This is a genomic window from Pseudomonas sp. AMR01, from assembly GCF_041946035.1.
Classification (GTDB): Bacteria; Pseudomonadota; Gammaproteobacteria; order Pseudomonadales; family Pseudomonadaceae; genus Aquipseudomonas; species Aquipseudomonas antarctica_B.
On sequence record NZ_JAUTYR010000012.1, the window covers coordinates 81,458 to 99,561 of the forward strand.

At 59.7% G+C, this 18,104-nt stretch carries 19 protein-coding genes; 2 read left to right on the forward strand and 17 right to left on the reverse strand.

Annotated features, from left to right (window positions below):
* Positions 1 to 257: 257 nt before the first annotated feature.
* The 11 genes from Q7C20_RS13565 to Q7C20_RS13615 form a co-directional block, all read right to left on the reverse strand.
* On the reverse strand, positions 258 to 599 hold the full coding sequence (locus tag Q7C20_RS13565; protein WP_348055882.1) for a ribonuclease E inhibitor RraB: 342 nt from the start codon (positions 597 to 599) through the stop codon (positions 258 to 260).
* 230 nt (positions 600 to 829) lie between these two features.
* The gene (locus Q7C20_RS13570) at positions 830 to 1,066 is read right to left on the reverse strand and encodes a hypothetical protein (RefSeq protein ID WP_348055883.1); all 237 of its coding nucleotides are present in this window, start codon (positions 1,064 to 1,066) and stop codon (positions 830 to 832) included.
* Positions 1,067 to 1,169: 103 nt separating this feature from the next.
* Positions 1,170 to 1,775 carry an START domain-containing protein gene (locus Q7C20_RS13575; RefSeq protein ID WP_348055884.1) on the reverse strand — a complete coding sequence of 202 codons (606 nt, stop codon included), beginning with the start codon at positions 1,773 to 1,775 and terminating at the stop codon, positions 1,170 to 1,172.
* A gap of 41 nt (positions 1,776 to 1,816) precedes the next feature.
* Complete coding sequence (locus Q7C20_RS13580; protein WP_375067965.1) at positions 1,817 to 2,071, reverse strand: YkgJ family cysteine cluster protein; 255 nt, start codon at positions 2,069 to 2,071, stop codon at positions 1,817 to 1,819.
* A gap of 159 nt (positions 2,072 to 2,230) precedes the next feature.
* Positions 2,231 to 2,722: a translation initiation factor 2 gene (locus Q7C20_RS13585; protein WP_375067967.1), complete on the reverse strand. Its 492-nt coding sequence runs from the start codon at positions 2,720 to 2,722 to the stop codon at positions 2,231 to 2,233.
* Between the two features lie 104 nt (positions 2,723 to 2,826).
* Entirely contained in the window at positions 2,827 to 4,266 is a 1,440-nt protein-coding gene (locus Q7C20_RS13590; protein WP_375067969.1) for a PLP-dependent aminotransferase family protein, read from the reverse strand.
* Positions 4,267 to 4,517: 251 nt separating this feature from the next.
* Entirely contained in the window at positions 4,518 to 5,333 is an 816-nt protein-coding gene (locus Q7C20_RS13595; RefSeq protein WP_375067971.1) for an OmpA family protein, read from the reverse strand.
* Positions 5,330 to 5,692 (reverse strand): DUF4398 domain-containing protein, encoded by a 363-nt coding sequence (locus Q7C20_RS13600; RefSeq protein WP_348055891.1) that lies wholly within the window; start codon positions 5,690 to 5,692, stop codon positions 5,330 to 5,332. The genes Q7C20_RS13595 and Q7C20_RS13600 overlap by 4 nt, the downstream gene beginning before the upstream one ends.
* A 9-nt stretch (positions 5,693 to 5,701) precedes the next feature.
* Positions 5,702 to 6,511: a substrate-binding periplasmic protein gene (locus Q7C20_RS13605; protein WP_375067973.1), complete on the reverse strand. Its 810-nt coding sequence runs from the start codon at positions 6,509 to 6,511 to the stop codon at positions 5,702 to 5,704.
* 83 nt (positions 6,512 to 6,594) lie between these two features.
* A complete protein-coding gene (locus tag Q7C20_RS13610) occupies positions 6,595 to 7,524 on the reverse strand; it encodes an electron transfer flavoprotein subunit alpha/FixB family protein (protein WP_375067974.1) in 930 nt (309 codons plus the stop codon).
* Positions 7,525 to 7,526: 2 nt separating this feature from the next.
* The gene (locus Q7C20_RS13615) at positions 7,527 to 8,276 is read right to left on the reverse strand and encodes an electron transfer flavoprotein subunit beta/FixA family protein (RefSeq protein WP_024076934.1); all 750 of its coding nucleotides are present in this window, start codon (positions 8,274 to 8,276) and stop codon (positions 7,527 to 7,529) included.
* 506 nt (positions 8,277 to 8,782) lie between these two features.
* Here Q7C20_RS13615 and Q7C20_RS13620 point away from each other — a divergent pair.
* On the forward strand, positions 8,783 to 10,447 hold the full coding sequence (locus Q7C20_RS13620) for an electron transfer flavoprotein-ubiquinone oxidoreductase (protein ID WP_375067976.1): 1,665 nt from the start codon (positions 8,783 to 8,785) through the stop codon (positions 10,445 to 10,447).
* A gap of 177 nt (positions 10,448 to 10,624) precedes the next feature.
* On the opposite strand, the gene Q7C20_RS13625 is transcribed toward Q7C20_RS13620, so the two are convergent.
* The gene (locus Q7C20_RS13625; protein ID WP_375067979.1) at positions 10,625 to 11,518 is read right to left on the reverse strand and encodes an AraC family transcriptional regulator N-terminal domain-containing protein; all 894 of its coding nucleotides are present in this window, start codon (positions 11,516 to 11,518) and stop codon (positions 10,625 to 10,627) included.
* 181 nt (positions 11,519 to 11,699) lie between these two features.
* On the opposite strand from Q7C20_RS13625, the gene Q7C20_RS13630 reads away from it, so the two are divergent.
* Positions 11,700 to 12,752: an NAD(P)-dependent alcohol dehydrogenase gene (locus Q7C20_RS13630; protein ID WP_375067981.1), complete on the forward strand. Its 1,053-nt coding sequence runs from the start codon at positions 11,700 to 11,702 to the stop codon at positions 12,750 to 12,752.
* Here Q7C20_RS13630 and Q7C20_RS13635 read toward each other — a convergent pair whose 3' ends face one another.
* The 5 genes from Q7C20_RS13635 to Q7C20_RS13655 all read right to left on the reverse strand — a co-directional run bounded on the left by Q7C20_RS13635 (position 12,753) and on the right by Q7C20_RS13655 (position 18,075).
* Positions 12,753 to 13,556 carry an IclR family transcriptional regulator gene (locus Q7C20_RS13635; RefSeq protein WP_375067983.1) on the reverse strand — a complete coding sequence of 268 codons (804 nt, stop codon included), beginning with the start codon at positions 13,554 to 13,556 and terminating at the stop codon, positions 12,753 to 12,755. It lies immediately after the preceding gene.
* A gap of 199 nt (positions 13,557 to 13,755) precedes the next feature.
* Positions 13,756 to 14,721, reverse strand: coding sequence for an L-arabinose ABC transporter permease AraH (gene araH / locus Q7C20_RS13640; protein ID WP_348055905.1), 966 nt, complete (start codon positions 14,719 to 14,721; stop codon positions 13,756 to 13,758).
* A 19-nt stretch (positions 14,722 to 14,740) separates the two neighbouring features.
* The gene (gene araG, locus Q7C20_RS13645) at positions 14,741 to 16,240 is read right to left on the reverse strand and encodes an L-arabinose ABC transporter ATP-binding protein AraG (protein WP_375067985.1); all 1,500 of its coding nucleotides are present in this window, start codon (positions 16,238 to 16,240) and stop codon (positions 14,741 to 14,743) included.
* Positions 16,237 to 17,232: a substrate-binding domain-containing protein gene (locus Q7C20_RS13650; protein ID WP_348055907.1), complete on the reverse strand. Its 996-nt coding sequence runs from the start codon at positions 17,230 to 17,232 to the stop codon at positions 16,237 to 16,239. Before Q7C20_RS13650 ends, araG begins: the two co-directional genes overlap by 4 nt.
* A 21-nt stretch (positions 17,233 to 17,253) precedes the next feature.
* Complete coding sequence (locus tag Q7C20_RS13655; RefSeq protein ID WP_375067987.1) at positions 17,254 to 18,075, reverse strand: SDR family oxidoreductase; 822 nt, start codon at positions 18,073 to 18,075, stop codon at positions 17,254 to 17,256.
* Between the last annotated feature and the right edge of the window lie 29 nt (positions 18,076 to 18,104).

Here is an 18,104-nt window from a genome sequence, read left to right on the forward strand (position 1 = left end):
GCGGGTTTTGACTATCAACAGCATAGTCAGAGTTGATTTCACTGCCCGGTCGCACCTGCGGATAATCACCAACATCTGCTGAAAAGGATGCGTCCTACACCTTCAGCGCACCGAACTTCCCTTTAGGCCACCCTCTTTGGGTGGCTTTTTTTTGGTGCAGAAAAAGTTCGCGCACGTTTCGAATACCTTTCCACAACACATACAAAAACGGCCGACCCAAAGGTCAGCCGATACGCTGCGTTGCTCATAAAATCCAGCTACATGGGTAACCCACGCACCTCCTGCTTGACGCCCCATCCTTCGATGATCCCGCCCAGCGGCTCGACCACCGCGCCAAAGTCTTGCTCAAAGTCTCCTATGCCGTCGTAGGTGGCAGACATGATTTTGCTCAGCTCCAGGTACCAGGCGCCGTCATCGCGCGCGCTGACCTGGGCATTCAGTGACTCTCCACGAAACCGACCCGCAGCCGTGCGCGCGCATTCCTCATCCGGGAAAATGGCGTAGAACTCGATGGGGTGGAAACGCGAAAAGTCGAAGCCGCCTTCTTTCATGCGGCGCAGAACGTTGGTGCTGATGTCTTCTTGATAGGCTGTGCTCATGAAACGTCCTCCTCAAACTGATGGATAGACTTTCCGTGCTCCCCTGGCCCGCGCCCTACTGGCGCGAGGCTGCGACATTGACATCGCTTGGGGCAATAACAACACCGAGGGGAAAACAAGCATGTAGCTTACAAGACCAGACCTTAGCGATTCATTCGCTGATCTCAATTGCAGAGTAGCGCGAAGCTATCACCTCCACCAGAGGGCTTTGGAGGGTAGTCAGCGAATATTCAGGCGGCGGGAGAGATGTCGATAATTTCAATGCTGTTCTGATCCTTGAGGATCTTGACGGTAGGCTCGGATACGCGGTCTTCCAGATCATTGAGATCCAGTTCTGCAGCGACCGGCACCAACTTGTTGCGAATCATGTGCGCAGCATCTTCGAGGCTGGGCTTGCTTTCGCAGGTGAACTGCTCCACGGCCTGAACGCCATGATCATCAACGAAGGTAATTTGCCACTTTTGCATCGGTGCCTCCTCGAAAAAGCCCGCGTGTGGGCTCACATGTATCTGGACCTTGAGGGATCGGAAAACGTTCCACTCAAGGCCCGAAGCTGCGGACCCTATGCGCTTATTTTTCAGCGTGTTCCTTCAAGGCTTTCAAGGTGTTGAACGGTGCGTCCACCACAAACTTGTTCGCCAGCCACGACGGCACGCTGCCACCTGGCTCGGTGTGTACCTGATAGGTCACTTCGGTTTCGGTAGGGCTTTTTGGCACCAGTTTCCAATAACCGTCCACTTGGGACACACGCACGTAGCCTTTCTCTTCCGGCTGGTAGGTCGGCACCTCAAGCAAGGTGCGAGTCACGCTGCCATCAGCGCCTTTGGTGGTGGTGATTTTGAGGATCGAATCACGATTACTCACGGGGAACGGCGCATTGAACTGGGAATAGGTGTAGCTGACGTCGCCTTCGTGTTTCAGCAACTTCTGCAACTTGCACTCATGAATCCAGGAACAGGCACCGGCCACATCTTCCTGCAGCGCGATGAGCTTGGCGATGGGCGCCTTGATCACGGTCACACCGCGATAGGCTTTGTACTTGGAGCCGGCAACTTCACTCAGCGAGACCTTGATACCGTCCTCATCCTTGGCGACTTGCCAGTCTTCAGCCTGGGCAGTGGCGGCAAACAGCAGCGTAAAACCGCACACCACAGCCACTCGTTTCAGCGAACCCATTGTTGTATTCCTTATTGTTGAAGTTCCAATCGTAAACCCCATCAAGCCGCCGTCATTTGCTCCCACCAGCCGATCAACCGGATCGCATCGGCCTGGTCGGTGCCACATACATCCAGATCCGCCTTGAAGTCACTGCACACCGCTGGGCGTTCCGGTTGACCAAACAGCTGGCATAGCTGTTCGACCGACAGGTGCAGGCAGCGTTCGCCCGCAGGTTTGCCCTGGGGCATTCCCGGCAGCGGTGAACTGATGGAGGGGGCGATGCAGCAAGCGCCACAGCCTTCACGGCATTTCATGAACAGCAGGTCCTCGACGACTCAATAGGGATGGCCGGGCTAGAGTACGCCCTTAAACAGCCGTTTTAAAATGGCCTGACAGACGTTTTTCGCACAAAAAAAATGTGACTGACCGGTCTGCGACAGGTGGTCGATGGCTCTCGTCATCGTTGGGAAAGGTTATCGCTTGAATTCGAAATCCAGCGCCGCGCCTTCCACTTCTCGGCGCTCATCGTTACGCAATTGCAGTTTCATTTCATTGCTGAGCAAGCGGCCGTTTATCTGGAACGCGCTGTTATCGCTTGGCTTTTCGCCGAACATCTGCGGCAACAACGGCACGCTCTTGGGTTTGGGCATGGTGCCGATCGGTTGCAGGTGCCGAACCATGTCCGAGGGCAAGGACAGGTCCAACTGTGCCGGTGACAGCTTGGTCTGGGCCACTTCACGGGCCGATTTGGATTTGCTCGCGATGGGTGCGCGTTTCTTCACCACGGAGGCTTTTTTCTTGGCTGCCGGGGCTTTTTTAACCGGCGCCGGTTTCTTCGCCGGAGGCTTCTGCTGAGTGCTCGCCGCAGGCTGGCTATCGGCCACAGGGGCTGCGGCCAGCACGGTGCCGACGTTACACAGGCTTAACAGGCCAATTACCACAGCAGCACGAAAAATAGAGGTCATATCGCCAACAGCATTAACGGCAGAAGGCCACATGCTCGCTTGTTGTGCGCAGCATGACAAGTCTGGAGATTATTCAGCCGTCGAAACTGTCCCCAGTACGCGCCTCAAAAGCCGGCTGCCGTTTCCAGGCATAACTGGCTGGCGAGCATCCCCAACGTCATCAGCGCGCGCTCTGCCTCGCGGTTCCACGGCGTGCCGCAGTTAAGGCGAATACAGTGGTTGAACTGTTCTGTATTACTGAATATTACGCCTGGCGCAATGCTGATGCCCTGCTGCAGTGCGCGCACGTGCAGTTCCTGGGTATTGACCCTTCCCGGCAAACTGACCCACAGGATGAAACCACCGGTCGGCCGGGTCATCTGCGTGCCTTCGGGAAAATACTGCTGCACCGCTAACTGGAAGGCGCTGAGGTTCTTGCGGTATTCCTGACGGATGTAGCGCAAATGCCGGTCGTAGCCACCGTTCTCCAGGTACGCCGCGACGCCCATTTGGGTGACGCTGCACGCTGAGTGGGTGCTGAACATCTGTAGCCGCTGGATTTCCTGCTGGTACTTGCCGGCAATCATCCAGCCGATGCGCACGCCGGGGGATAAGGTCTTGGAAAAACTTGAGCAGTAGATCACCCGGTCAAGGCGGTCATAGGCTTTCAGGGCCTTGGTGCGGCCGAGTTCGAACATCAATTCGCCGTAGATATCGTCCTCGACAATTTGGATATCGAAATCCGAGGCCAGCCGCAGCAGTTGTTTCTGACGTTCTTCGGGCATGGTCGCGCCCAACGGGTTGCTCAGGCGCGTGGTCAGCACCAGCGCTTTGATCGACCACTGGTTGGCCGCCAGTTGCAGGGCTTCCAGGCTCATGCCGGTGGCCGGGTCGCTGGGGATTTCGATGACTTTGAGGCCCAGCAGGTCGGCCAATTGCAGCAACCCGTAATAGGTCGGCGATTCAGCCGCGATCAGGTCGCCGGGGCGGGTCAACACGCGCAGGGACATCTGCAACGCATCGACGCAGCCGTGGGTGATCACCACTTCGGACGGGTCGACCACGACGCCGGCATCACGCATACGAATCGCCACCTGACGACGCAGCGGTTCAAACCCTGGGCTGAACATGTAACTGAATGCGCGTGGGCTCTGAAAGCGCGTGACCTTGGCCAATTGCTGGTGCAGTGCGCGTACCGGCAAATAATCGACGCTCGGCACGGCGGCGCCCAGCGGGAACACGCCTTCGCGGCGCGACTCGACCAATACCTGTTGGATGATGCTGCTGCGGGTGACCAACCCCGGGCGTTCAACGCGTGCGATGTCGGGCGTGGGCGCCGTGAGCCCGGGCGTCTGGTGCACGTAGTAACCCGATTGCGGCCGCGCCCGGATCAGCCCCTGATCTTCCAGGTTGGCGTAGGCCTGCAACACGGTTGCGTGGCTGACGTTGAGCTGGGAGCTCATCTTGCGCACCGAAGGCACACGCTCGCCGGGTTGATAGACACCGCGTCGGATGTCTTCAGCCAGTTGCTGGGCGATACGTTGGTAGAGCAACAGATTGGTCATGACGCAGCACTCGATTTCACGGGTATTTTATTTTTGTGTGAAACATACCGGCACAGTTTAGAAGTGTACGGGGACAGTTGCCACAATAGTCGAGCGCGGGCGGCAGTGACAGAAAAAACTGTAAGGGTGTACCCAGAACGAAATGTGGGAGCGGGCTTGCTCGCGAAGGCGGTGTGTCAGTCACTGAAATGTTGACTGACACACCGCCTTCGCGAGCAAGCCCGCTCCCACAGGTTGACCTGCGACAGACTTTAGCGCGCAGCGCCCAGTTGGCCTTTTTCGTCGGAGAAGACGATCTCTACCCGACGATTCTGCGCGCGGCCCCGCTCGGTGGCGTTCACGTCCACCGGGTACTGGTCGCCGTAGCCCTCAACCTGGATGCGCTTTTCGTCGATCCCCAGGTCCATCAACACGTCGGCCACCGATTGCGCACGATCGCGGGACAGTTTGAGGTTTTCCTGCTCGCCACCGGTGTTGTCGGTGTAGCCCTCGATACGCACCACGCGCTTGGGGTTCAGTTGCAGGAACTGCACGACTTTCAGCACGATGCGGTTGGCCGAGTTTTCCAGTTGCGCATCACCGGTGTCAAAAAGCACATCGCCCAAGGTCAACACCAGGCCGCGGTCGGTCTGGGTGGTGGTCAGGCTGGCGATTTGTTCTTCCAGCCACTTGCCCTGCTGCTGCACGCTGGCCAGTTTGTTTTCACGCAGGGCCAGTTGCAGGCGCTGGCGCTCCAGTTCGAGCTTGGAGCCTTTCTCGGCATTCAGGCCTTGCTCGGTGTGTTCGCGGGCAATCGCGCTGTAGCGCTGGCTCAGGTAGGCGTAATGCACCACGTCGGCGCCGCTGCCCCAATAGCTGGACAAGCGATCGGCACGCGCCAGGGATTCACCGGCGCGAATCACGTCTTTGGGCGCAAAGCGCAGCACGTTGGCGTCTTCCTTGACGTGCTGGAAGTCATTGCCGGCCTGTTGCAACGCCTGCTCGCTGCTCGGTTGGCTGGCGCAACCGCCAAGGGCGGCGCCTGCCAGCAACACGGCGCAGCTCAAACCACGGGTGATCAGGCTCATTGGGCGTCTCCCAGCTGCAATTGCTTGCGCAGGCGGGTGATGCGCGTGTTGAGCACGTCCAGTTGTTCCTGGCTTTTGCGGGTCAGCACTTTGGCTTCGGCCAGGCGCGCATCCAGCTCGGCCTGCTCGGCGCGCATGCGGGCGTGCTTGTAGGACTCATCAGCCATGTCAGCCTTGGCTCGGGCGAATTTGTCTTCGGCGAGTTTCAGCTCGGGCGATTCGTCGGTGCTGGCACCCACGGCGCCGGCTTGTTCGAGGGCCTGCTGGGTCAGGCGAATTTGTTCATTCGGCGCAGGATCGGCTGCACATCCCGCCAAAGCGACAACGGCGAGGGCCGCGAAAAGAGGTCGAAGAGTCACTGTAAATCCTTACTTTGCTGGGGTGCCGACGGGTTGCTGCAGTTGCGCTTTCCAACGCTCAAGATTGCGCTGTATGGCTTCTTGCACCACACCGGACGCGGGCAATTCTGTCATCTTTTTGGTCAGCTGTCCGCGCAGCCACGGATCATTGCAGGCCGAGTTGTGGGAGATCGCCAGGTACAGGCCGGGCCTGTCGACGGGTATTTCACGCGCGATCAGGTCATTGCTCATGCCCAGCGTCTGGGCCATGGCCATGCCGGAGTAACGCCCGGCGAGCACGTAGTCCACCTCCCCCAGCAACAGTTTCTGGAAGGCCGGCGTCAAGGTAGGCAGGCGTTGCAGGCTGAGTTGCTGGCCGGCAAAGGTGTCGAAACCGGCACTCAGGCGCGCACGTTCCGAGACCGCGCCCTTGAGCCCGTGCAGGTCGGCGGCGGTGGTGTAAGTCAGAGGCGAATCCTTGCGGGTCCAGACCAGATAGTCGATCTGCATCAGCGCCGGGTGGATGTAGTCGAGGGTGTCCAGCTCGCCCAGGTTCAGCGGTGCATCGGCGAGAATGTCCATGCGCCCGCTGCGCACTTCGTCCAAGGCCAGTGAGCGTTTGCCGCCGTAGAGCAAGTCGATTTTAAGCCCCAGCTCTTTGCCCACGTGTTGCAGCACGTCGGCGGTGGCGCCGATCAAGTGCGTCGGGTCTTGCGGGTCACGCCACAGCAGCGGCGGTGCGTCGGGGCTGCCGGTGATCACCAGGCGATCACATTTGCCGGCCGCCAGCGCCAGGCCTGGCAATAGCGACAGGGCCAGCAATACGGGGCGCAGATCCATGGCGGTGTCTCCAGATTAAAAAGGGGCGCGCAAAAAAAAGCCCGGTCACAAGGACCGGGCTCTTTATAAGTGAAGCGGCTGGATTAGACCAGCTTCTCCAACTCGGGTACGGCTTCGAACAAGTCCGCCACCAGGCCGTAATCAGCCACCTGGAAGATCGGTGCTTCTTCGTCCTTGTTGATCGCAACGATCACTTTGGAGTCTTTCATACCGGCCAAGTGCTGGATCGCGCCGGAGATGCCGACGGCGATGTACAGCTGTGGCGCAACGATTTTGCCGGTCTGGCCGACCTGCATGTCGTTGGGTACAAAACCTGCGTCAACCGCCGCGCGGGAAGCGCCGACGGCCGCGCCCAGCTTGTCAGCCAGGGCGTACAGGTGTTTGAAGTTGTCACCGTTCTGCATGCCGCGACCGCCGGAAACGACGATCTTGGCAGCGGTCAGCTCAGGGCGGTCCGACTTGGCCAGCTCTTCGCCAACAAAGCTCGAAGTACCCGCATCGTGCGCAGCAGCCACGGCTTCAACGGCAGCCGAGCCCCCTTCTGCAGCAACAGGGTCGAAACCGGTGGCGCGTACGGTGATGACTTTGATGGCAGCGGTCGATTGCACGGTGGCAATCGCGTTACCGGCGTAGATCGGGCGCTTGAAGGTGTCAGCGCTTTCGACCGAGACGATCTCGGAGATCTGGTCAACGTCCAGCTGCGCGGCAACGCGCGGCAGGATGTTTTTGCCGTTGGATGTGGCGGCAGCCAAAATGTGGCTGTAGCCCGCGCCCAGCTCTGCTACCAGCGGAGCAACGTTTTCCGGCAACTGGTGAGCGTAAGCGGCGTTGTCGGCCAGCAGTACTTTGCTCACGCCAGCGATTTTCGCGGCGGCGTCAGCCACGGCGGAAGCGCCCTGGCCAGCAACCAATACGTGGATATCACCACCGATTTTGGCGGCGGCAGCCACCGTGTTCAGGGTGGCCGGGGCCAGCACCTTATTGTCGTGTTCAGCGATTACGAGGATACCCATGATCAGATCACCTTCGCTTCGTTTTTCAGTTTCTCGACCAGTTCAGCCACCGACTTAACCTTGATGCCTGCGCTGCGTGCAGCCGGCGCTTCAACCTTGACGGTCTTGTTGGTGGAGGCGGTGGAAACGCCCAAAGCGTCCGGAGTCAGCACTTCGAGAGGCTTCTTCTTGGCTTTCATGATGTTTGGCAGGGACGCATAGCGCGGCTCGTTCAAACGCAGGTCGGTGGTAACGATGGCCGGCAGTTTCAGGGAAACCGTCTGTGCGCCGCCGTCGATTTCACGGGTGACGGCAACGCTGTCGCCGCTCACTTCAACCTTGGAAGCGAAGGTGCCCTGGCCGTAACCGGTCAGTGCAGCCAGCATCTGGCCAGTCTGGTTGTTGTCGCTGTCGATGGCCTGTTTGCCGAGGATCACCAGCTGAGGCTGTTCCTTGTCGACAACGGCTTTGAGCAACTTGGCCACGGCCAGGGAGGTCAGCTCTTCAGCCGACTCAACCAGGATGGCGCGGTCGGCGCCGAGTGCCAGGGCAGTACGCAACTGCTCTTGAGCAGTGGTCGGGCCGATGGAAACCACAACGATTTCAGTTGCCACGCCTTTCTCTTTCAGGCGGACAGCTTCTTCCACAGCGATTTCACAGAAAGGGTTCATCGACATTTTGACGTTAGCAAGGTCGACGCCGGAATTGTCCGCCTTGACACGAACTTTCACGTTGTAATCGACAACGCGTTTGACAGCTACAAGAACCTTCATGGATTCCTCGTTACTCTCCGGTGAAAAGAAAGTCGCCTAGGCGAACCTGGCGGTTGATGCTCATCGGCACACAAGGGCACCTCCAAAAACGGCGGCGGATGGCCTTGCTCACGGGAAATGATGACCGTTCGTCAGTGGTGACTGAGAGGTCATTCTTTATCGCGGCGTGTAAACTGCGCGCCAGTGTTTAAGCGTGCGTCACCCGTCTTGCTTTTGGACGTGCTCTTGAAACCTGCGGTATGCCTACGGTTAGCGCAAAACCGACCGTATCTTGACCGGAACGCCTATTCTGGTCAATACGGCAAAATAGCCAGTCATAAGCCGCGTCTCTTTGATTTACCTAGCCTGCGGGCAATTCAAACAAACGTTTGTATTGGACGCTGACAGTGGTCTATATATAATGCGCCACCCAGAGAGAAAGGTGGGTCTTGCCGTTGTTGCGAGACGACACCGAAACTCCACCCATTAGAAAAAAAGCCTGTTGAGCCTTGAGTAGGAGATAGCCTGTGGAACGCGAATACATGGAATTCGACGTGGTCATCGTCGGCGCTGGCCCGGCAGGCCTGTCTGCCGCCTGCCGACTGAAGCAGAAGGCCGCCGAAGCCGGTAAGGAAATCAGCGTCTGCGTGGTGGAAAAAGGCTCCGAAGTCGGCGCTCACATCCTCTCCGGTGCCGTGTTTGAACCCCGCGCCCTGAACGAATTGTTCCCGGACTGGAAAGCGCTCGGCGCCCCGCTCAACACCCCCGTAGTGCGCGACGACATCTATGTACTGCGCAGCGCCGAGGCCTCCACCAAGGTGCCTGATTTCTTTGTGCCCAAGACCATGCACAACGAAGGCAACTACATTATCTCCCTCGGCAACCTGTGCCGCTGGCTCGCCCAGCAGGCCGAGAACCTGGGCGTGGAAGTCTACCCAGGCTTCGCCGCCCAGGAAGCGCTGTTCGACGAAAACGGCGTGGTGCGCGGGATCATCACCGGCGACCTCGGCGTTGACCGCGAAGGCAACCCGAAAGAAGGCGTGTACACCCCTGGCATGGAACTGCGCGGCAAATACACGCTGTTCGCCGAAGGCTGCCGTGGCCACATTGGCAAGCAACTGATCACGCGCTTTAACCTGGACAGCGAAGCCGACGCCCAGCACTACGGCATCGGCCTGAAAGAAATCTGGGAAATCGACCCCGCCAAGCATCAGCCAGGTTTGGTGGTGCACACTGCCGGCTGGCCGCTGGACATCATGAGCACCGAAAACACCGGCGGCTCGTTCCTTTACCACCTGGAAAATAACCAGGTGGTTGTGGGCCTGATCGTTGACTTGTCCTACAGCAACACCTTCCTGTCGCCGTTCGATGAGTTCCAGCGCCTCAAGCATCACCCGGTGCTGGCCCAGTATCTTGAAGGCGGCAAGCGCATCAGCTACGGCGCGCGCGCGCTGGCCAAAGGCGGCATCAACTCGTTGCCGAAGATGGTCTTCAAAGGCGGCGCCTTGATCGGCTGCGACCTGGGCACCATGAACGTGGCCAAGATCAAAGGCAGCCACACCGCCATGAAGTCCGGCATGCTCGCCGCCGACGCGGTGGCCGAGCGCCTGTTTGCCGAGTCCGAAGGCGGTGATGAGCTGACCAACTACGTCGACAGTTTCAAAGCCAGCTGGCTTTATGAAGAACTGTTCGCCAGCCGCAATTTCGGCCCGGCGATGCACAAGTTTGGCCCGATCCTCGGCGCTGGCTTTAACTGGTTCGACCAGAACATCCTCGGCGGCAAAATGCCGTTCACCCTGCACGACACCAAGCCGGATTACGCCTGCCTGAAGCTGGCCAAAGACAGCAAGAAAATCGCCTACCCCAAACCCGACGGCAAGCTGAGCTTCGATAAGCTGAGCTCGGTGTTCATCTCCGGTACCAACCACGAAGAAGAGCAGCCGTGCCACTTGAAGTTGAAAGACCCGAGCATCCCGATCGGCACCAACCTGCCGCTCTACGATGAACCGGCGCAGCGCTACTGCCCGGCCGGCGTGTATGAAGTGATCACCAAGGAAGACGGCGAGAAGCGCTTCCAGATCAACGCCCAGAACTGCGTGCACTGCAAGACCTGTGACATCAAGGACCCTTCGCAGAACATTACGTGGGTCACGCCGGAAGGCGCAGGCGGGCCGACTTATCCGAATATGTAAGTCACCTGCTTGAACAAAAAAGGCTCTCAGATCGAGAGCCTTTTTTATGGGCGAATCGGTCAAATGTGGGAGCGGGCTTGCTCGCGAAGGCGGTGGGTCAGCACACACATTCATCAACTGACAGACTGCTTTCGCGAGCAAGCCCGCTGCCACATTTACCTTGTTGCGACTAGAGACCTACGCGACGCGCTCTTCGCCCGGACTGCGCAAAAAGTAGCGCTTATATTCCCGACTAAACTGCGACGTACTCTGATACCCCACGTTATGCGCCGCCTGCGCCACTCCCATCCCCTCCACCAGCAATAATTGCTGCGCCTTGAGCAACCGCAAACGCTTCAAATACTGCACCGGCGACAACAACGTGCAGCGCTTGAAATGCTCATGAAACGTCGACGCACTCATGTGCGCATACCCCGCCAGCGTCTCGATATTCAGCGGCTCGCCATAATGCGCATGCAGGTGACTCAACGACGTGGCAATTCGCGAAAACTGCCCCTGCTGTTCCACCAATGCACGCAGCACATCAGCCTGAGGCCCGCGCAAGGCGGTGAAGAGTAATTCACGTACTCGCGCCGGGCCCATGATCCGGCTTTCCAGCGGATCGTGCAGGCACTCCAGCAAGCGCTCGACGCAACCGCGCATCGCATCATCGAGCACCACCGAGCTCATCGATTCCAGCGTCTGCGCCGTGGGCGGCGGCCCGGCCTGAATACCCATGGCCATCACCAACTCACCCAGCACCACGCGATCAATGCCCACCGTCACGCCGTACAGCGGCGCGTCCGGCGCCATGGCAAACGTCTCGCACTCGAACGGCACCGGCATCGCCTGGATCAGGTAATGCCCGGCGCCATACTCCAGCGTGCGCGGGCCGAGGTAGGCAACCTTGCTGCCTTGGGCGACAAACATCAGGCTCGGCTCATAGATCTGCGGCCCACGCGCCACGTCGCAACTGGCGCGCAATACCTTCACGCCGGGCACATGGGTCGGGGAGAAACCGTCGCAAGGCGTCAGGCCTTCAATCAAGGAAACCAGCGCAGCGTTGGCGTCGAGATGGCGGGTCAACAACATGGCAAAAAACTTCGCAAAAAGGGGATGAAAGCATCATCGCAGGTCTGGGTCCAGATGGATCAAAACACAGGGCACTCCCGGACGAATAGGCATGAGACTCGGAGCAATCGCCATGGCCGCACAAGGGCTCGGCGCCCAGAATACGCAGCCTCCCTGATCATTGCTTTTGCGAGGTTTCCTCATGTATACCGCCATCGGTTATGCCGCCCAGTCGGCCACCACTCCCCTCGCCCCCATGTCGTTTGAACGCCGCAGCCCGCGCGCCGATGACGTGGCCATCGAGATTCTTTACTGCGGCGTATGCCACTCCGATATCCACCAGGCACGCAACGAGTGGGGCATCGCCGTGTACCCGCTGATGCCGGGCCACGAGATCGTCGGCAAGGTGACCGCCGTCGGCGCCAGCGTCACCACGCACAAAATCGGCGACCTGGTCGGCGTGGGCTGCATGGTCGATTCGTGCCGTCATTGCGACGCCTGCCACGCCGACCTCGAGCAATACTGCCTCGAAGGCCCGACCATGACCTACGCCACCCCGGACCGGGTTGACGGCAGCAACACCATGGGCGGCTACTCCGACAGCATCGTGGTCAGCGAACACTTCGTGGTGAAGATCCCGGCCAAGCTCGACCTGGCCAGTGCCGCGCCGATCCTGTGCGCCGGCGTCACCATGTTCTCGCCCATCAAGCACTACGGCATCAAGGCTGGCGACAAAGTCGGCGTATTGGGCATGGGCGGTCTGGGCCATATGGGCATCAAACTGGCCAAGGCGATTGGCGCCGAAGTGACGCTATTCACCCGTTCTGCGAGCAAGGCCGAAGAAGGCCGTCGCCAGGGCGCTGACCATGTGATCGTGTCCACCGATGCCGAGCAAATGAAAGCCGCCGCCGGGCACTTCGACTTCCTGCTGGACACCATCCCGGTGCAGCACGATCTGAACCCCTACCTCGACGTGCTGCGCTTTGACGGCGTGCACATCCTCGTAGGCCTGATCGAGCCGGTCGATCCTCCGGTCAACGCCGCGAAGCTGATCATGGGCCGCAAGGTGCTGGCCGGTTCCTTGATCGGCGGCATTGCCGAAACCCAGGAAGTGCTGGATTTCTGCGCCGAGCATGGCATCAGCTGCGACATCGAAATGCTCGATATCCGTAACATCAACGAAGCCTTCAGCCGCATGATCGCCGGTGATGTGAAGTACCGTTTTGTCATCGACATGGCGACCCTCAAGGCCTGATCAGGCCTTCGCGCCCAACTCCGCTGACAGCCGCGCTGCAACCTGTTTGATCACAGGGATCAGTTCGGCCATTTTCTCCAGCGGCATGTAGGGCACGGTACTGGCGATGCTCAGCCCGGCGACAATGCGTCGGCTGGCATCGCGCACCGGTGCCGCGACACAACGGATCGACGGTTCGTTGTCTTCCAGATCAAACGCATAACCCCCCACCACGTACTCGCGCATGCGCTGCTCGAACTGTGCCCAGGATTGCTCCGGGTGCTGCGGCCACTGCTGGTTCTTGCCGCCCTCCGGCAAGCTGGCTTCGTAGAGCCGCCGCCATTCCTCAGCCGAGTCATCCAGCAACATGGCCTTGCCAACCCCGGTACGTGCCAGCGGCATGCGATGACCGACCCGCGAACGCATCTCCGGGCCATAACGGCCAGGGTTCTTGTGCAGGTAGAGCACGTCGTCGTATTCACGAATGGCCAGGTGGATGGTGTCGCCGGTCAGCGCCGACAACTCGTCCAGGTACGGAATGGCCAGGGTCACCAACGGCAGTTCTTCACGCGCCTGAAACCCCAGCTCGATCAACTTCGGCCCCAGCAGGTAACCGACTTGCGGCACCACGCGCAGGTAACGCTCTTCCACCAGGCAACTGGCCAGGCGGTGAGTGGTGCTGCGGGTGGTGCCGATGCGCTTGGCGATCTCTTTCAAGTCGCGCGCACCGGCCGCCACCGCTTGCACCACGCCCAGGCCACGCAGCAAGGTCTGAGTGCCCGTGGGCGCGGCGTCTTTGACGGGGGTGTGGGCGTTTTCCTGCATATCGGGCCTATGTGGTGGTACGAAAACGGGCGCCATTATGGCAAAAGCTGAACCTCAATACAGTGGAGATCCAAATGTGGGAGCGGCGGTTCGACGCTTCGACTTGCTCGCGAATGCGGTGTGTCAGAAACAGATGTGCTGACTGACACACCGCATTCGCGAGCAAGCCCGCTCCCACAGAGGTTATGCGTTGTCTTCTCTAGCGCTGTTTCATGCGGTCGATAATCACCGCCAGCAACAGGATCGAACCCCGAATCACATATTGATAAAACGTGTCGATGTTCTTCAGGTTCATCGCGTTTTCGATAATCGCCAGAATCAGCACCCCGGCAATCACATGCCGAATCATGCCAATGCCGCCGCTCAGCGACACCCCGCCCAGCACACACGCCGAAATCACTGTCAGCTCAAACCCCTGCCCAATCATCGGCTGGCCCGAAGTCATGCGCGAGGCGAGGATCACCCCGGCCAACGCGCCGATCAGCCCGTGCACGGCAAAGATGATGATCTTGGTGCGATCAACGTTCACCCCGGCCAGCAACGCCGCTTCCTGGTTGCCGCCAATGGCCATGGTGTTGCGCCCGTAGGTGGTGTAGTTGAGCAGCCAGCCGAAGAACACAAAGCACAGCACGGTGATGATGATCGGCACCGGCACGCCCATCAGTTGGCCGTTGCCGAACACGAAGAAGCGTTCGTCCATCACCCCCACCGCTTTACCGCTGGAGAAAATGTAGGCCAGGCCTCGCACGATTTGCATGGTAGCCAACGTCGCAATCAACGCGTTGATGCGCAGCTTGGCAATCACGATGCCGTTGATCAGCCCCACCACCAGGCCCATGGCCAAGGCAGCCGAGACGCCGAGCAGCATGCTGTCGGTGTCGCGAATCACAATACCGGCCACTACCCCGGCACAGGCGATCACCGAGCCCACCGACAAGTCGAAATGCCCCGACGCCAGGCAGAACAGCATGGTGCACGCGGCAATGCCCACCGTTGAAATCGCCAGGCCCAGGCCGCGCATGTTCAACGGTGAAAGGAAGTTGTCGATGAACAGCGCACTCAGCGCAAAGATGGTCAATGCGGCGAGCAGCATTACCCAATCATCAAGGAACTTGCGCTGATTGAAACCCGGCCAGAAGCCCTTTGCAGTTTTTACCTGTGACATGCCTACACCCTCGAATTCTTCAAGCCCGCGAACGCGGGAGAGCCAGTTGCAACAGCCGTGCTTCATCCGCCTGGTCGCGGGCCAGTTCGCCGGTCAGGGCGCCTTCGCTCATCACCAGAATGCGGTCGGAAATACCCATCACTTCCATCAGGTCGCTGGACACCACGATCACCGCAATGCCACTCGCCGCCAGGTTATGGATGATCTGGTAGATCTCCGACTTGGCGCCGATATCGATGCCGCGCGTGGGTTCATCCAGCAGCAGCACTTTCATCGGCATCGACAGCCAGCGACCTAAAATGGCCTTCTGCTGATTGCCGCCGGACAAGTACATGATTTTCTGTTCCGCGTTCGGCGTTTTGACTTTCATCGCCTTGATCTGCTGGTCGGCGTTGCCCTTCTCCCAGCCATCACGCAACAGCCAGCCAAACCTGGCATGGGCACCGCGCGCACTGATGTTGATGTTCTCGGCAACGCTGGACAGCGGAATGATGCCTTCCTTCTTGCGGTCCTCCGGGCACAGCAACACACCGGCGGCGATGGCATCGCGCGGCGAGCGCAATGGCAGGGTTTCGCCGCAGAGTTCCAGGCGCCCGGCGGTGGAGCGCGTAAGGCCGCTGAGCAGCCGGAACAGCTCGGTACGCCCTGCCCCGACCAACCCGAACAGCCCCAGAATTTCGCCCTTGCGCACCTCAAAACTCACCGGTTCGCGCAAGCCCGGGCCGAGCAGGCCTTCGACCTTGAGCGCGACTTCAGCCTGCTCGCGCGGGCGGTAGTCGTAGATGTCCTGAATGTCGCGGCCGACCATGCACGTCACCAACTGGTCATGGGTCAGCGCGGCCATGTCGTCGAACGTGCGCACGAAGCGGCCGTCCTTGAACACCGTGACCGCATTGCAAATGCGGAACACTTCCTCCATGCGGTGGGACACGTACAGCACCACTTTGCCCTCATCGCGCAGTCGCGTGATGATCGCCATCAGCCGGTCGATCTCCCGCGCCGACAGGCTGCTGGTGGGTTCGTCAAACGCGATCACGTGTGCGCCACGGGACAACGCCTTGGCGATTTCCACCAGTTGGCGCTGGCCCAGGGACAGGCGACCGAGTTTTTCCTCAGGGTCGATTTCATCGGCCAAGCCTTTGAGGCAGGCCAGCGCCTGCTCACGCAAACGGCTGCGATTGACCACGCCAAAACGTGACGGCAAATGCCCGAGGAACAGGTTCTCGGCGACGGTCATTTCCGGCACCAGGTGCAGTTCCTGGTGAATCACCGCTACACCGCTGGCAATGCTGTCGGCGGCGTTTTTGAAATCCATGGTCTGTTCGCCGATCTGCAGCGTGCCGCTGCTCGGGATGTAGGCGCCGCCGAGGATTTTGAGCAAGGTCGACTTGCCCGCGCCGTTCTCGCCCATCAGCGCGTGAACCTCGTGCGGCCGCGCTTCAAAGCTGATCTGCGACAGGGCTTTCACACCGGGAAATTCCTTGCCGATGCCATTGAACCGCAGGGCCGCGCCGGTCATTTCCACAGTCCGATTTTGCTCAACTCTTCCTTGAAGTTGGCGCGGGTGATCAGGGTCACGTTGTCTAAAGCGGTGAACTTGGCAGGCTCGGTGCCTTTGGTCACCCACTCAAACATTGCGGTGGCGGTTTTGTAGCCGGAAGCATCCGGGCTCAGCAACATCGAGCCGTAGAACCCGGTGTCGGATTTTTTCAGTTCTTCAATTGCGTCGGTGCCGTTGATGCCGACGCCGATCACATTGGCCGCCTTGAAACCGGCGCTTTCGGTGGCGCGTACGCCGCCGAGTACGGTGCTGTCGTTCATGCCGCCGATGATCAGATTTTTCGCGGTGCCCGGCAGTTTTACCAGCGCCGAGTTGGTGGAATCCATGCTGCCCGGCACATCGAGGGTTTTCTGTGCGCTGAACAGGATGTGGTCAGCCGGCAGGCCAGCGGCCTTGAGGCCTTCTACCGAACCGTCGGTGCGTTTCTTGCCGGTTTCCAGCTCGTCAAAGGTGTTGATGACGGCGTAGGTGTCTTTCCAGTCCCAATTGCGATGCTTGGCTTCGGTGGCCATGGCTTCGCCTTGCTTCTGGCCGATCTTGTAGGCGTCCAGGCCGACGTAAGGCACGTCTTCCATGGGCTTGCCCTTGGCGTCGACGAAACGGTCATCCACCGCCAGCACTTTCAACCCGTTGAGCTTGGCCTTGGCCATGATCGCCGGGCCGAGGGACACGTCCGGCGGGCAGATCACAAAGCCTTTGGCGCCGTTGGCGGCAAGGGTGTCGATGGCCGAGAGGGTTTTCTCGCCATCGGGCACGGCGATCTTGATCACGGTGAAACCCTGGTCCTTGCCGGCTTTTTCGGCAAAAGCCCATTCGGTCTGGAACCAGGGCTCTTCTGCCTGTTTCACGAGAAAACCGATCTTCACTTCTTCGGCAGATGCGAAACCGCTGAAGGCCACAGCTAGTGCGACGGCGCCTAGAGTTTTCTTGAACCTGTTCTTGACGAGCATGGGGCACCTCTTATTGTTGGATTAGTCGTGGTACATCACGGAGCGCCCGCCATCGATCATCAGGCAGGTTGCATTGATAAAAGGCGCTTCGTCAGTCGCCAGGAACAGCGCCGTCATCGCCACTTCAACCGGCTGGCCGATACGCTTGGGCGGGTGCAGGTCAAAGGCGCGCTGACGCTCGGCGTGGGGGTCGGGAAAACCGTTCCAGTAATCGACGTTGAGCTGGGTTTCGATGTAGCCCGGCGCGATGGCATTCACGCGGATGCCCTTGGGCGCGTATTCGATGCCCAGAGCGCGGGTGAGCCCGAGCAAGCCATGCTTGGCGACGGGGTACGGAAAGCAGCCGGGAATGATGTGGCTGGAATGGGTTGAGGCAATGTTGATGATGTTGCCGATGCCCTGCTCGATCATGTGCGGCAACACGGTGCGGCAGCCAAACCAGGCACCGTCGAGGTCGATGGCGAAGCAGCGGCGCCAGTCTTCGTCGGTCATTTCCAGGGGGTCGCGGAAGACGTTGACTCCGGCGCAATTGATCAACACGTCAACGCGACCAAAACGCTCGATGGCCACATTGACCAGCGCCTGCCATTGCTCTTTGGAGGTGATGTCGACGGCTTGCGCGACAATGTCAGCGCCGCGTTCGCGCCAGTGGGCGGCGACTTTCTCGACTTTTTCGCCCTGGATATCGGCGATGACCAGGCGCGCCTGCTGGGCCTGGAAGCACGCGACGATTGCCTCGCCAATGCCTTGGGCGGCGCCGGTGATGATCACCACTTTGTTCTTCAGCCGCTCGCCACAGGTTGGCTCGGGCACGGGGGGCAGTGACAACGGTTGGGGCTGCATCGCTTCACCTGTTTTATTTTTGGTAGTGA

Bases quoted from the DNA above. Each gene is read 5' to 3' on its own strand.
- Q7C20_RS13565 (WP_348055882.1), bottom strand. From the start codon at position 599: ATGAGCACAGCCTATCAAGAAGACATCAGCACCAACGTTCTGCGCCGC.
- Q7C20_RS13570 (WP_348055883.1), bottom strand. From the start codon at position 1,066: ATGCAAAAGTGGCAAATTACCTTCGTTGATGATCATGGCGTTCAGGCC.
- Q7C20_RS13575 (WP_348055884.1), bottom strand. From the start codon at position 1,775: ATGGGTTCGCTGAAACGAGTGGCTGTGGTGTGCGGTTTTACGCTGCTG.
- Q7C20_RS13580 (WP_375067965.1), bottom strand. From the start codon at position 2,071: ATGAAATGCCGTGAAGGCTGTGGCGCTTGCTGCATCGCCCCCTCCATC.
- Q7C20_RS13585 (WP_375067967.1), bottom strand. From the start codon at position 2,722: ATGACCTCTATTTTTCGTGCTGCTGTGGTAATTGGCCTGTTAAGCCTG.
- Q7C20_RS13590 (WP_375067969.1), bottom strand. From the start codon at position 4,266: ATGACCAATCTGTTGCTCTACCAACGTATCGCCCAGCAACTGGCTGAA.
- Q7C20_RS13595 (WP_375067971.1), bottom strand. From the start codon at position 5,333: ATGAGCCTGATCACCCGTGGTTTGAGCTGCGCCGTGTTGCTGGCAGGC.
- Q7C20_RS13605 (WP_375067973.1), bottom strand. From the start codon at position 6,511: ATGGATCTGCGCCCCGTATTGCTGGCCCTGTCGCTATTGCCAGGCCTG.
- Q7C20_RS13610 (WP_375067974.1), bottom strand. From the start codon at position 7,524: ATGGGTATCCTCGTAATCGCTGAACACGACAATAAGGTGCTGGCCCCG.
- Q7C20_RS13615 (WP_024076934.1), bottom strand. From the start codon at position 8,276: ATGAAGGTTCTTGTAGCTGTCAAACGCGTTGTCGATTACAACGTGAAA.
- Q7C20_RS13625 (WP_375067979.1), bottom strand. From the start codon at position 11,518: ATGTTGTTGACCCGCCATCTCGACGCCAACGCTGCGCTGGTTTCCTTG.
- Q7C20_RS13630 (WP_375067981.1), top strand. From the start codon at position 11,700: ATGTATACCGCCATCGGTTATGCCGCCCAGTCGGCCACCACTCCCCTC.
- Q7C20_RS13635 (WP_375067983.1), bottom strand. From the start codon at position 13,556: ATGCAGGAAAACGCCCACACCCCCGTCAAAGACGCCGCGCCCACGGGC.
- araH (WP_348055905.1), bottom strand. From the start codon at position 14,721: ATGTCACAGGTAAAAACTGCAAAGGGCTTCTGGCCGGGTTTCAATCAG.
- araG (WP_375067985.1), bottom strand. From the start codon at position 16,240: ATGACCGGCGCGGCCCTGCGGTTCAATGGCATCGGCAAGGAATTTCCC.
- Q7C20_RS13650 (WP_348055907.1), bottom strand. From the start codon at position 17,232: ATGCTCGTCAAGAACAGGTTCAAGAAAACTCTAGGCGCCGTCGCACTA.
- Q7C20_RS13655 (WP_375067987.1), bottom strand. From the start codon at position 18,075: ATGCAGCCCCAACCGTTGTCACTGCCCCCCGTGCCCGAGCCAACCTGT.